The following is a 14,570-nucleotide window of genomic DNA, read 5'->3' as shown; positions in this document are numbered from 1 at the left end:
GCTTAGTGTTTTAATTACACTAAGCATTTTTTATGAAAAAAAGTTTATATGCATTGATGTTAGGAGGCTTGGGAATCGGTATTACCGAATTCGTTATGATGGGTCTACTACCTGACATTGCCAGTGATTTAAGAATCACAATCCCCGAGGCCGGACATCTTATTTCTTCTTACGCATTAGGAGTAGTGATTGGGGCACCCCTACTTGTTATCCTGTCAGGCAAATACCCACCTAAGAATATTCTTTTATTCTTGATGCTATTATTTACCATATTCAATGGCTTATCAGCGTTCGCACCATCATATACCAGCCTTCTAATCAGCCGTCTATTAGCAGGTCTGCCGCATGGTGCATTCTTCGGCGTAGGTTCCGTTGTTGCAAGTCGCCTAGCTCCAAAAGGCAAAGAAGCTCAAGCGATTTCGATTATGTTTGCCGGACTTACCTTAGCAAATATTGCTGGTGTGCCCTTGGGGACCTATATTGGCCATCACTATTCATGGAGGCTATCCTTTGCGGTCATCGTACTAGTCGGTCTGATAACTTTAGTTGCTATTCGATATTGGATGCCGGCTTTACCTGCTAACAAAACCAACTCATTGAAAACTCAAATGAATTTCTTTCAACGCAGAGAATCCTGGTTGATGATTTTGATGATTGCTATCGGTACAGGTGGACTGTTTTCCTGGTATAGCTACATTGCGCCTCTTATGACCGAAGTTTCTGGTTTTTCAGCTAACTCTATGACCTATATTCTTATCCTAGCAGGAACGGGTATGTTGGTAGGTAATATTGTTGGCGGGAAACTAGCTGATAAAATATCACCCGCAAAAGCCTCTTTTGTCCTCCTGCTTACCATGGTGACCTCCTTATTGATTGTACATTTTGTATCCTATAACCAGGTACTATCATTGATCATGACTTTTGTAACCGGAGCTGTAGCTTTTGCCCTCTCTGCGCCAATTCAGATGCTGATGATCAACAACGCAAAGGGATCCGAAATGCTTGCTGCAGCAACTAGTCAGGCCGCTTTTAACATTGGAAATGCGTTGGGTGCTTTCTTAGGTGGACTGCCTCTAGTATTCGGTTTTGGTTATACATCAACACAATTGGTTGGGGCAAGCATGGCGCTCATCGGAGCCCTCATCGCATGGGTTCTTATCGGAATGTTCCGTAATCGCAAGTCTGCAATACAAAACACCGCTGATAAAATCACACCATTGCAAGCTTCCTCGCCTGCAAAGACTGAGATCTGCCCGACTTAAACTGTTACGCCTTTAAACGAAACCGCAACTTAGTCGAGATTTGTCTGCAAAACGTAAGGCTTTCAGAACGATTGTTCCGGCTCTTCTTTTTTTAGTAAATTTAGTGAAATACAGATTTAGTACTCATCAAATAAAAATACTATATGAAAAAAAGAACCCTTGGAGCTTCCGATCTAACGGTAGCTCCCATTGCATTTGGAGCCAATGTATTCGGATGGACACTCGATGAACAAGCATCCTTTAAAATTTTAGATGAATTTGTAGACCATGGTTTCGATTTGATCGATACAGCCGACACCTATTCAACCTGGGTACCGGGCAACAAAGGTGGGGAATCAGAAACTATCATTGGTAACTGGTTAAAAAATTCGGGAAAACGTAACCAAGTTATTATTGCAACAAAATTGGGTGGCGATATGGGTCAAGGCAAAAAAGATTTAAGCGCCGCTTACGTGAGAAAAGCTGTAGAGGCGTCCCTTAAACGCCTTCAAGTAGACCATATTGATTTATATCAAACACATTATGACGACTTAGACACCCCTGTCGAAGAAACCCTTGAAGCGTTGAACAAACTAGTTGAAGAAGGGAAAGTACGTTATATCGGAACTTCCAACCTAAGCACCGAGCGCATTAAAAGTTCGCTCGAAGCTTCAGCAGCAAACAATTGGGCTTCTTACATTTCCATACAGCCTCTGTACAACCTCCATGAGAGAGAGAAATTTGAAACGGAATATCGCGATCTGGTACGCGAAAATAACCTAGCCGTGCTGAATTACTATGCATTGGCAAGCGGTTTCTTAAGCGGAAAATACCGCAGCGAAGCAGACTTAAACAAAAGTCAACGCGGTCCGGGTATCAAAAAATATCTTGATGACAGAGGGCTACGCATCCTTTCTACTTTAGACGAGGTTTCCGCGGCACATGGCGTCGCACAAGCCACGGTTGCTATCGCTTGGTTGTTGCATAAACCAGAAGTAACTGCTCCGATAGCCAGTGCAACAACTTCCACACAATTAGAAGATTTGCTTAAATCGGCTAATCTAGAACTATCTTCAGAAGACATGGCACGCTTGGATGAAGCCAGCGCTTATTAAGCTAGATTCAATCCATGAGTAGCCTCAGTCTGACAATTACAAACTGCTTTTCACTGCTACATCCAGTTCTCGGATGTAGCGGTGAAACAATTGTATCGCTTCCCGTTTTTCGGCAGTAAGTTCATAATCAATTGATTCCATCAAATATTTCTGAATATCAAAGTTTTCTACCGGTGGAATTTCATGGATATAATCTTGCCGTCCTTCAATACCATCCCTCAAAGCCACATTGAAAGCCGCAATAAAATCGCTACGCAATTCTTTATTTGATGCCCACACCGCATACGCAAAGGGCAATCCGGTAAACCTCATCCATTCCGCACCTAAATCATAAGCGTAGGGTTCTGTGCCGACCCGACCGAAAGTCCGGTCACCAATCAGCACATACGCATCCGCATCCTCCTCAACCAGTTCCACCTCAACCTGCCAATAGTTCTTAAGAAGAACCCGTGCTAAATTATTCGAGGTACGCGAATGCGAATCCAACTGCAGCGTACGGATTTCGTGAACGGGTTTCTTACTAAAAATAAACACTGAGTTTACCGCACCTACAGAGCCAATGCAATAATCACCGATAATACGATAATCAGGAACATGCAATAAGGCTGCAACGGGAACCAGACCCAGATCCACCCGATTATCTATCAGCTTCTGTGCACAGGTGGAGGGAATATCAGTTACAATCTCAGCATAGTCTAACAATTCCGGATGAGCTTCAATCCCACGCATAAAGGGGATGGTATTCATGTAAGAAACCGCAGAAATTTTAATCTTATTTGACATAGTTTAAACAGACTCTTCGAGTCCCTCCAAGTGGTCAGTATTATAGAATTCATCGATATGGAAATTTTCTCCACCATATTCGACTTTATAAAGTGCTGTATTCGTATGTGGAAAAGAATCCATCGCTGAATAAGGTTGCTTTGTAAGCAAACACATCAACATCCTCAATGCACGCCCGTGCGTACAAATAAGCACATTTTTATCATCTTTCGTCAGTTCCAGAATATCTTTCAATGCCGCTTCCTGGCGTTTCTTCATTTCATTCGGGCTCTCTCCCCCTTCCACACAAACATCCAGCTCACCGTTCGTCCAGCACTCGATCATCCGATTAAAATCAGCCATTAAAACCTCGTCATGAACCTTCCCCTCGTAAATCCCCCAACTGATTTCATCCAAACCTGGATGCTGATTCCATTCGATTCCCTTATCAATGAAGGCCTGCACAGTTTGCTGCGTCCGTTGCAGGGTTGAGGTGACCACCCGGTCAAAGGGCACATCCTTATAATATTCATAAAAAGCCGCAGCTTGCTTTCGTCCGTGTTCGTTCAAAGGAGAATCAATCCCTTTGCCCTGTACAATTCCTTGTTTGTTTAGATCGGTCTGTCCGTGACGGATAATATAAAATGTTCTCTTCAATTTAACTTGCTGTATTATTATTTTCCAAGACAGGTAAAGGATAATATTTAGGTTTTACTGTACCCTCAAACTCCACATCCTTATAATCTGTAACAACCCCATAAAGCGTGTCTCTTTCTATCGGATGTCGACCCACGTTACGTATCAGCTCAACCAATTGCTGCGTGCTCATCGCCGGATTCTGTTCCTCAGACCCTGCCATTGAATAGATTTTCGTTGTATCATCTAAGGTACCATCGATATCATCAACACCGAAAGCCAATGATAATTGAGCTGTATTCCGACTGATCATTGCCCAATAGGCCTTAATATGATCAAAATTATCCATATAAATGCGGCTAACCGCATAGTTCCGTAAATCCTCAATCACAGAAACCTCAGGTACATGGGACATCTGATTATCCTTATTTCTGAATTTCAAAGGTATAAAAGCCTGAAAACCGCCAGTCTTATCCTGCAACTGTCTCAATCTTTCCATATGGTCGATGCGATGATAAAATTCTTCGATATGACCGTATAACATGGTAGCATTGCTCCGCATCCCCAGCTTATGTGCCTGCTCATGAATGTCGAGCCATTGTTCCGCATTGCATTTATCGGCAGCGATCTGCTCCCTGATCTCAGGGTGGAAAATCTCTGCACCTCCACCCGGCATCGAATCCAGCCCAGCCTCCTTCATGTATTTCATCCCTTCGTAATGACTCATCTTCGCCTTTTTGAAGATATAATAATATTCAACCGGCGTTAATGCTTTGATATGTAAATCAGGCCGATGAGCCTTTGAACGACGGAAAAAAGAAGCGTAGAAGTCCAGATTCTGCTTCGGTACAACGCCTCCTGTAATATGTACTTCTGTAACCGGTTCACCATCGTATTCACGAACGATATCCATCATCCCGTCAACATCCATCTCCCATCCTTCACTCCGCTGTTTAATCAAACGCGAATAAGAACAGAATTTGCAATCGTATACACATACGTTTGTTGGTTCGATATGGAAATTGCGATTAAAGTAGGTAAAATCGCCGTGCCTCTTCTCCCGAATATAGTTTGCCAGCGTACCAAGATAACCCAGTTCCCCTTTTTCGAAGAGCAATACACCCTCGTCGAAGCTGATACGATCTTCAGAAAGCACTTTTTCAGCAATCTTTTTTAAATCAGGATCAAGGTGTTTGTCTTCTATTAAAAACTGCAGTTTATGTTCAGCTTTCATTTGCGTTCGTTTCTTACAAATGTACGAAAACGGCAACATTTAAGAGAATAACCGCAGCTTTGTTATAGAAGAAGTTGTAGAATAAATCAGACAAGATCTTTCATGATCCGGTCTATTTTCGCTTCCAATAGACGATCCATTTCCTCACCATCACCCGCACCATCGCCGTCGATTTTCACATTGCAATAGAATTTTATTTTCGGCTCGGTTCCCGAAGGACGAATCGAAATAATATCACCCTCTGCTGTAACAAACTGAAGCACATCCGATTTAGGGAGATTAATCGATTCTTTCCGATCGTTCTGCAGATCGTGCAACTCAGAACTCTTATAATCTTTCACAGCAATCACGTCGATACCGCCTAGCTGTTGCGGACTGTTCGCCCGGAATTGAGTCATCATCTCCTTAATCTCATCAGCACCAGACTTCCCCTTTTTTGTCAAAGAAACCTGCTTTTCTTTAAAATAGCCATATTTCGCGTAAATGGATTGCAAAGTTTCATACACGCTTTTACCCTCATTCTTAAAATACCCAGCCATCTCCGCGATGAATGCACACGATACCACCGCGTCTTTATCTCTTACCAGATCACCGATCAAAAACCCGTAGCTTTCCTCACCACCCATAATAAACCTCTTCTTCCCTTCATTCGCCGTCATCAGTTCGCCGATATACTTAAAACCAGTAAGTACATCGTGACAAGGAACCTGATAATGTTTGGCTATTTCCGCAACCAGATTAGTCGTAACAATGGTTTTCACCACATAAGCATTTTCAAAAGACTCTCCCGACCTCTTTAATGAACCCAGCACGTATTCTGCCAATAAAGCAAAAATCTGATTCCCATTAAGCAATTCAAATTTGCCGTGATTATTCTTAATAGCCAAACCCACACGATCTGCGTCAGGGTCAGTCGCCATTACCAGATCTGCATCCAAACGTTCAGCATCGGCTATCGCCAGTGCCATCGCGTCCTTTTCTTCCGGATTCGGATAAACAACCGTCGGGAAATTACCGTCAGGTTGCTCCTGTTGTTCTACAACTGAAACATTGGTAAAACCCCAGGTTCTAAGTGTTTCAGGCACTACTGTGATACCCGTTCCGTGAATTGAAGAAAATACGATTTTTAAATCCGATTGCTTATTAACGATATCCGGATTAATAGACAGCGTCTTTAGCTGTTTAATGTATTCTTCATCTATCTCTTTTCCAACAACGCGGATATTTACATCTTTCGCATCGAACTTGATGTCATTCAAATCCGTAATTGCATTTACTTCATCGATAACCAGCTTATCGTGCGGAGCCACCAATTGCCCTCCGTCCTTACCATAAGCCTTATAGCCATTATACTCTTTCGGGTTATGAGAAGCCGTTAACATCACGCCACCATGACAATTCAGATGACGGATAGCAAAAGAAAGCTGCGGTGTAGGTCTCAGTTCATTGAAGAAGTGCACAACAATATCATTCGCCGAAAAAACATCCCGAACAATCTTAGCAAACTCGCGTGAATTATTTCGGCTATCATAAGAGATCGCCACCTTAATTTCCTCACCCGGATAAGTCTTCTTCAGGTAATTACTAAAGCCCTGAGTAGCCTTTCCCAACGTATATTTGTTGATCTTATTCGTTCCATAACCCATTATTCCGCGCAGTCCGCCAGTACCAAACTCCAGGTCCTTATAAAAAGAATCCGTCAGTTCTTCCACCTGATTCTCGTCCAGCATCCCCTGAACGGCCTTCCTCGTTTCTGAATCATAGGGAGCTTGCAACCATACACGAGCTTTTTCTAGTATTTGAGGATCAAGATTAGTCATTTCTATTCGATTTAAATTCGGGTCATTGTTTGTTGATAAAAATAGGATGAAATTCACGAAACACAAAATAAAAAAGCGGTGCTGAAATAATAGCACCGCTTTTTCTAAACTTATTTGTAAGTTAAGAATCCAATCTTAATGCATTGCCCACCATAGCGGTGTCAATACTGCATCTTCACCCTCCAATAAAGAAACAGCTTCAGCGTAACCATCCGGATCACTGTTTCTGAAACCAGATGGATATCTCAAGCGCTGCGGAAAGAACTCAACCTGACTGGTCATATAGTTCGATTTGTTTAACGCAGGAAGGTCAATCAACGGTCTCTCAATCGCCGGATTTTCAAAGAATGGCAAGCCTAGGCGACGGTGATCACTCCATGTCTCCATCGGCAACCAAGGGGTTTGCGCAATGAACTTCTGCGTAATGATCTTCGTTAAATGATCATTATTAACCGTTCCATTCTTATACAGCGTATTTTTTGGGTAATTATACGTAGCCGAACCAGCCGCACCTGTATATCCATTTTTGAATGTTACCGTTTTAGCAGTCGGTTCAGTAGTATGATCCCAGCTTACCGAGGTGCCCACACGGTTAAAATCAGTCGATTTCAAGTAATCTGTCAAGAAGCTGCTAACACCGTTATAAGCGAAACTCAACTCAATACCTTTTTCATAGTTTGATTTTGGTGCACCTGGTGCTGCCCAGCCTCTCACCCCTGCTTCCGCTAGTAAGAAATAGGTTTCCCAAGGCGCAAAGAAAATACGCTTATTAGCACTGTTTCTATAACGCTGCGCTAAACGCGGGTTTGCACCTTCCCAAATGTAGATTTGGTTTTTAGCGCCCTTTTCACCCCAATCACCAATAGTTGCTGCATTCCATGTATTTTTACCGTCAAGTTTTTTCACCAGCTTTCCATCGGCATCCACCAAGTTTCTCTCAGTAATAATTGGGTTATCAGCATACGTTGGGAAGCGGCTAAAATCCGGATTAGTGAAATCACCTGGCACAATAAATAATTTATACGCCCTCGGGTCGATGCTATTTGGCAAACCATCTAACCAATAACCGGCAGAAGGGTCATTAGACAATGAGGAGATATGATTATCATATTTCTCACCCATGTAGTTAGCCGCTTTGATTTTGCCCTTCATTTCAGCATTTGTCAGCTGATCGGCCGATTCTACTCCTCCCAACCCAATGAACAAATTATTTAAAGTAGGAGATAGTAACTGCGAGTTCCACTCACGAGACATTACACCAGACAAATCACTCCATCCTGGAGCTTCCTGAACCTGAAATGTTTCATCCATTGCAGTTAAAAGTGGCTTGCTGGCAGCATCTTCAAATTCAGCTTTTGCTTTCGCCGGATCTACTTCCGACAAGCGCATTGCTAATCTTAGGCGCATCGAGTTTGCATACTTTTGCCATTTTTCATAATCGTATTGATACGCAGGATCATTGCCTTTTAAGACCTCAGGGTTTGCAATTCCTAGATCCAGTTTTGATGAAGCATCTTTAAGCTCCTCTAAGCAGTAATAGTATACGTCTTTCGTGCTCGCGAAAGTTGGATTCACGGCTTTAAAAGCATCAATTGGTGCAGGACCAAAATTGTCCGAAAATTCACTCAAAAGGTAAGCCCTCCAGATACGAGCTACCTGCAACAAGTTGCCTGTATACTCTTTTACATCACCAACCTCAATTTTTGCCTCAGCAATTTGCACGGCCTCATTAATACGGTTTAACCAGGTTGCTGACTGATTGTAGTATGCGGATGTATAACCATCATCATAAGTACCATTATTAAAGAACGTTAGACGATGTTGGCGTCCGGCTGTTTTCCAGTATAATACAAAAGCACGCTCGGCAACATCCGGGTTCATTTGTGCTCCATTAATAGATGCGTTGATGAAGTACTCAACCTGAACCTGCTGATCGTCCGCTGCCTGCGGACTCTTATTAATGTCTTCAAACTTAGAACAGGAAGATATGACCGCTGCCACACCCAACGCTAAGAATGATTTTGATAATTTATTATTTAAGATTTTCATGAGATTTCTTTTTAGAATGAAACGGATAGGTTAACAAGGAATGACCGAGTGGTTGGTCCACTACCATATTCAAAACCAACAGCGTTGGTACCTGTAGCATAAGTAGATTCCGGATCAAGTCCGTTCAGGTTGCTGTGGATCATCCATACATTATTCATTGAAAGTCCGATTTTAGCACCTTGGATCGGTGTATTTTGCAAGAATTTCTTTGGCAAGTTATAATCGATGCTTACATTCCTCAAACGTACATTCGTTGCATCGTAAATGTTTGCTTCTGAAATACCTGTATTTCCAACACCTGCCACAGCCCCCCAATATTGTTGTACTGTAACCGGAGTCGTGTTTTCAACATAATTATCTCCAGATTGAATCACCCCTGCTACGATCATATCTTCACGGCTTCCCCCTGGTGCCGTAATTGCTGCTGTACCCGACCGTTGCATCATTTGGTGCGTACCGGCAAAAACCTTTCCGCCGAAACGCGCGTCAATTTGAAATCCAAGATTTACTCCCGCATAACTAAAGCTATTGATGATACCCAACAAGCCGGTAGCCTGCTGATTTCCCAACCTGATCTTTTCATTCGACTGTACCGGCAAGCCATTTTCGTTCAATAATAGTTGTCCGAAGTATTCACTGCTCTCATCCGTTACACGACGAAATGAAGTTCCCCAGATATCACCATAGTCCTCACCGACAACCGCGTTTATAGCAATATTATCATAGCCACCTAACGGATATGAAGTTACATCATCTGCCAAAGAAAGAATCTTATTCTTATTTTTTGAATAATTCACATTCAAATTCCAGCTTAGACCTTCAGGATTATCAAGGATCAATGCGTTCGTCATAATCTCGATACCCTCATTTTGAATATTACCTGCGTTGATAATTCTGCCTGTATAACCACTTAATGGGTTCATCGGCAATGTAATCAACTGGTTGGTAGCATTCGACTTGTACCATGAGAAGTCCAATCCAAAACGGTTATTCAAGAAACGGATTTCCGCACCGGCTTCCCAAGACTTAATCAACTCAGCTACCACATTTTCATTGTATAACGTAGAGTTTCTACCAGCGGTAGTATTACCATCTGGATCTTTTCCGATCCAATACGTATTTAATAATTGATATGCATTCATATCATTACCCACTTCCGCATACGATCCACGAACTTTTGCGTAGCTGATCCAGCTAGGCATATTACCTCCGGACTTGTTGATCATTTCTGAAAGCACCAAGGACGTACTAACTGAAGGATAGAAGAACGGATCCTTTAAGGTAGAAGACCAGTCGTTACGGAAAGTACCATCTAGGAAGAAAAAACCATCATAATTTACTTGCACAGTTCCATAAACTGAATTAATCCGTTTCTCGCTGTAACCTTCAGTAACAGTTGGATTGTTCACACCGTTGTTAATTGAAAACAAGTTTGGCACAACCAATTCACCGGCATTTGAACTGATGCTCGTGCTTTTCTGTGCCATCAAGTTACCCCCTAAAGTAGCAGCACCACCCCATCTGCCCCAGATATTATCTTTCTGTGCTGAGAACAAAGCGCTTAAGTTCGTTTCGTTGAAATCATTTTTACCCAAGCTGTAACGACCTGTTGCAGACAGCGGACTACCTGAATTCAATTTCGTATTGAAGCTTGTTTGATAAAGATCAGCCCCCGCACGCAACTCACCATTCAACCATTCGTTAAATCTATATTTCAGTGATCCGTTTAGTAAGAAACGATTTCTGGCGTCTTCATTTCTATTGTATAAAGAGTTCCAATATGGGTTGATACCGTTTCCGGCATTGTACCAGATCATATTGCCAAACTCGTCTACGGAATTTTCAAACTGTGTAATATCCAAAGAACGTGGCAATAAGTACATGGTTGTAAAAGCGTTATTTGAATTACTACCGCTTACAGGACGATTAAACGCTTTGGTATTGATATAGTTAACCTTCGTTTCTGCAGTCCACCGCTCTTCCGGACCAAAACTTGTTGTTGCTTTAGTTAAAAAACTAAAACGCTCCAACTCGGCACCAGGAATCTGACTATCATCCCCCATATAGGATACAGAAGAATAAACAGACGTATTATTAAAACTCTGAGACAAAGAAAGGTTGTGTTTTTGATTAAAACCTTTTCCAAAATAATTATTTACATTATCATATGCTCTCAGCGGAACCTGACGACCATCCCAGTTTTCTACGGTCTGACCTGTAATTGCGGGTCCCCAGCTTGAACCGCTTTGACTATCAAAAATACCTTCTGTACCCTGCCCAAATGAATTTTGCATCTCAGGAGTTGTAAACGCGCTTTCAAATCCCACGGAAGTTGAATAGGTAATACCCAAACCTTCTGTTTTACGACCTGATTTGGTAGTAATCAAAATCACACCATTACCAGCTCTTGATCCGTACAAAGCTGCAGCGGAAGCACCTTTCAACACCGACATGCTGGCAATATCATCTGGGTTAATATCACCCAAGCCATTACCCATATCCAATGAAGGGTTCCAGAAATCATTGTTGGATGCACCTGTAAAGTTATCCATCGGCACTCCATCAATAACAATCAAAGGTTGGTTATCACCTGTAAGCGAGTTAAATCCGCGCAATACAATTTTTGAAGAACCTGCTGGGCCACCACTCCCTCTCACAACTTGCAAACCAGCTACTTTACCTGTCAAAGCGTTTGCTAGGTTCGGCTCACGAGCCTGAACAAGATCGTCCCCCTTCACTTCCTGCAAAGCATAACCCAACGATTTCTTCTCACGTTGGATACCCAATGCCGTAACTACGACCTCATCCAAAGCCTGGTTATCCTGGGAAAGGTTAACATTAATTACCGTTTGACTGCCAACAGCGATCTCTTGAGTTGTAAACCCGATCATTGAAAAGGTAATAACTTCACCTTCTGAAGCTTGGATCGTATATTTACCATTCGCATCGGTCTGCAGACCTCTGTCTGTTCCTTTGACGAGGACACTGGCTCCCGGCAGTGGCCCCATATTATCCGAAACGGTTCCGGATATGGTCTTTTGTGCAAATAGCGGTGCTGATAGTCCGATCATAATCATCAACGCGATGCACTTCATGTACATATTTCTCATAACTACGTGATTTTGTTTGTCTTTTCTTGTTTAGATTGTTTGTTTTTAATAATTAAGGTGTTGTTAATGTATATATGTTAATAGAATTCATGATTTTCAATGGCAATTGCCAAGGCTCCGATTAGCTCTGCATTATTACCCAGGTCAGACACAACCAACTCTGTGTGTTCCATCAACTTAGGTATACAAAACTGGTGTAAAGCTTGGCGTATGGGTGCAACCAATATATTTCCTGCTTCTGCACCACGACCGCTTAAAACAATAAGTTCGGGGTTCATAATGTGAATCAGCGTCGCTAAGCCCTTTCCTAACATAAACGATGCTTCAGACAATAATGAAATAGCCAAGGGGTCACCTTTTACCGCAGCATCGATAAGATGCTCGCCTGGCAGCTTGCTCGGATCCGAAAATAGCGTTGCCAAACTCGACTTAGCCCCTAAACGGATAGCTTCTTTCGCTTTATCGGCCACAACAACCAGCGAGGTGTCCACTTCCAGACAACCGCGTTTTCCGCAAGAACAGAGATTATCATTATCTGAAAGGGGAATATGGCTTAGTTCGCCCGCGTAACCGCTGTGCCCTCTAAACAACGAACCGTTCACGATCATTCCCAAACCAGTACCCCAACCGATATTAACTACCATGACATTTTTCAAATCTTTCGCCGCACCGAAACGCAGTTCTGCATAAGCAATCGCACTTGAATCATTATCAATAAAAACAGGCAAACCTATCTTATCAGTCAGATGATCGCGCAAGCTCTGGTCTATATCCGTGAAAAATGAATAATTTACGCCTTCGACAATATTAACGAAGCCTGGCATGGCCACCCCTACTGCTTGAATTTTATCACGCGAAATTTTCGATTGGTCAATCGCTTGGTTAATAAAAGCAATCAGTCGGTTCAAGCCGTCCGGATCTTCATAGTTATTAATATTCTCCGTCTGCACCTCGCCTACAAGCTTGCGCTTTAAATCGTAAAAGGCGATCCGGGTCATCAGTTGATCAGTCGCGACGGCTACGAAATAATGATCTTTATCTTTATTCAAGGAGTATTTAACTGGCCTACGCCCACCCGAAGACTCAGTCGGTTCATGCACCTCTATGTATCCCTCTTTCTGCAACTCCGCTACCACATTGGTCACATTCGGAATACTCTTATGACAACGATGACTCAGCTCAGACAAGCTTAACTTCCCTTCATAGAACATCGCGGTTAACAATGTTTTACGAAAATCATCCTTAAGTAAAGTCTTGGACATACAACAAATTAAATATTACTTAACGCAAACTTAATACACATTTTATTAATTACGAAATACTTTTTAATTTTTTTTTAAAGTATACGTTTCTATTTAAAAAGTTACACGATTTCAATCAGGGCACTTTAGTTGCTTCGCATCCTGTTTTAATTTTTATCTTTGCAACAAAATTTACAGAACAGATACAACCCTAATAATTAGATCAAATGGCATTACAATGCGGAATTGTTGGATTACCCAATGTTGGAAAATCAACCTTATTTAATTGTTTATCAAACGCGAAAGCACAGTCGGCTAACTTCCCTTTCTGTACCATCGAACCCAATGTAGGCGTTATCACCGTGCCAGATGAACGCCTAACGAAATTAAGTGAACTGGTTAAGCCCCAACGTGTTGTTCCCAATACCATTGAAATCGTTGATATCGCCGGATTGGTTAAAGGTGCCAGCAAGGGCGAAGGACTGGGGAATCAATTCTTAGGAAACATCCGCACCACCCATGCGATCATCCATGTATTGCGTTGTTTTGACGATGGCAATGTGGTTCACGTTGATGGTTCGGTTGATCCCATCCGTGACAAAGAAATCATCGATACTGAGTTACAACTGAAAGACCTGGATACGGTAAGCAAACGTATTCAAAAGGTTGAAAAGATGGCAAAAACCGGTGGTGATAAAGAAGCAAAGAAAACTTATGACGTATTGAGTGTTATTAAAGAAACCTTAGAAAGCGGAAAATCAGTACGGACAGCTCCGCTTTCAGAAGAAGATTTTGATTTCATCAAAGACTTAGGGTTACTTACTCAAAAGCCTGTTTTGTATGTCTGTAATGTTGATGAAGCTTCTGTCGTTTCGGGCAACGCTTATGTAGATCAGGTTAAAGAGGCTGTTAAAGAAGAAGACGCAGAAGTGTTGATTATCTCTGCAAAGATTGAATCTGAAATCGCTGAATTAGACAGTTATGAAGAACGACAAGTTTTTCTGGAGGACCTGGGACTATCGGAATCTGGTGTTAACAAGTTGATTAAAGCAGCTTACAAATTACTGAACTTATCAACGTATTTTACTGCTGGTGTTCAGGAAGTTAGAGCATGGACAATTACCAAAGGCTTTACAGCCCCTCAAGCCGCGGGTGTTATCCATACAGATTTTGAAAAAGGTTTTATTCGTGCGGAAGTAATCAAATACGACGACTTCGTAACCCTAGGCTCAGAAGCTGCTTGCAAGGAAGCTGGCAAACTCAGTGTAGAGGGTAAAGCCTATGTGGTGGAGGACGGTGATATCATGCATTTCCGTTTTAATGTTTAATTGCAATCGATATCAGTAAATTATTTGTAGATTT

General features: G+C 42.1%; 10 protein-coding genes. 3 read left to right on the top strand and 7 right to left on the bottom strand.

What is annotated here, in order from left to right; genetic code table 11:
* Window positions 1-32 precede the first annotated feature (32 nt).
* Together D3P12_RS08910 and D3P12_RS08905 are read left to right on the top strand one after the other, a co-directional pair.
* Window positions 33-1,262, top strand: coding sequence for an MFS transporter (locus D3P12_RS08910; protein ID WP_118194745.1), 1,230 nt, complete (start codon window positions 33-35; stop codon window positions 1,260-1,262).
* 143 nt (window positions 1,263-1,405) lie between these two features.
* Complete coding sequence (locus D3P12_RS08905) at window positions 1,406-2,356, top strand: aldo/keto reductase (protein ID WP_118194743.1); 951 nt, start codon at window positions 1,406-1,408, stop codon at window positions 2,354-2,356.
* A gap of 36 nt (window positions 2,357-2,392) precedes the next feature.
* On the opposite strand, the gene D3P12_RS08900 is transcribed toward D3P12_RS08905, so the two are convergent.
* The 7 genes from D3P12_RS08900 to D3P12_RS08870 form a co-directional block, all read right to left on the bottom strand.
* Window positions 2,393-3,139, bottom strand: a complete 747-nt coding sequence (locus tag D3P12_RS08900; protein WP_118194741.1) for a menaquinone biosynthetic enzyme MqnA/MqnD family protein — start codon at window positions 3,137-3,139, stop codon at window positions 2,393-2,395.
* 3 nt (window positions 3,140-3,142) lie between these two features.
* Window positions 3,143-3,775, bottom strand: coding sequence for a histidine phosphatase family protein (locus D3P12_RS08895; RefSeq protein WP_118194739.1), 633 nt, complete (start codon window positions 3,773-3,775; stop codon window positions 3,143-3,145).
* A 1-nt stretch (window position 3,776) separates the two neighbouring features.
* Complete coding sequence (gene mqnE / locus D3P12_RS08890) at window positions 3,777-4,988, bottom strand: aminofutalosine synthase MqnE (RefSeq protein WP_118194737.1); 1,212 nt, start codon at window positions 4,986-4,988, stop codon at window positions 3,777-3,779.
* Between the two features lie 86 nt (window positions 4,989-5,074).
* Window positions 5,075-6,808 (bottom strand): phospho-sugar mutase, encoded by a 1,734-nt coding sequence (locus D3P12_RS08885; protein ID WP_118197042.1) that lies wholly within the window; start codon window positions 6,806-6,808, stop codon window positions 5,075-5,077.
* Between the two features lie 135 nt (window positions 6,809-6,943).
* The gene (locus D3P12_RS08880; protein WP_118194735.1) at window positions 6,944-8,857 is read right to left on the bottom strand and encodes a SusD/RagB family nutrient-binding outer membrane lipoprotein; all 1,914 of its coding nucleotides are present in this window, start codon (window positions 8,855-8,857) and stop codon (window positions 6,944-6,946) included.
* An 11-nt stretch (window positions 8,858-8,868) separates the two neighbouring features.
* Window positions 8,869-11,967, bottom strand: a complete 3,099-nt coding sequence (locus D3P12_RS08875; protein WP_118194733.1) for a SusC/RagA family TonB-linked outer membrane protein — start codon at window positions 11,965-11,967, stop codon at window positions 8,869-8,871.
* Between the two features lie 77 nt (window positions 11,968-12,044).
* Entirely contained in the window at window positions 12,045-13,229 is a 1,185-nt protein-coding gene (locus D3P12_RS08870) for an ROK family transcriptional regulator (RefSeq protein ID WP_118194731.1), read from the bottom strand.
* Window positions 13,230-13,435: 206 nt separating this feature from the next.
* Here D3P12_RS08870 and ychF point away from each other — a divergent pair, with 206 nt between their 5' ends.
* A complete protein-coding gene (gene ychF, locus D3P12_RS08865; RefSeq protein ID WP_118194729.1) occupies window positions 13,436-14,536 on the top strand; it encodes a redox-regulated ATPase YchF in 1,101 nt (366 codons plus the stop codon).
* The last annotated feature ends 34 nt before the right edge of the window (window positions 14,537-14,570 follow it).

The organism is Pedobacter indicus (assembly GCF_003449035.1).
Classification (GTDB): domain Bacteria; phylum Bacteroidota; class Bacteroidia; order Sphingobacteriales; family Sphingobacteriaceae; genus Albibacterium; species Albibacterium indicum.
This window is presented reverse-complemented; position numbering and strand designations above follow the sequence as displayed.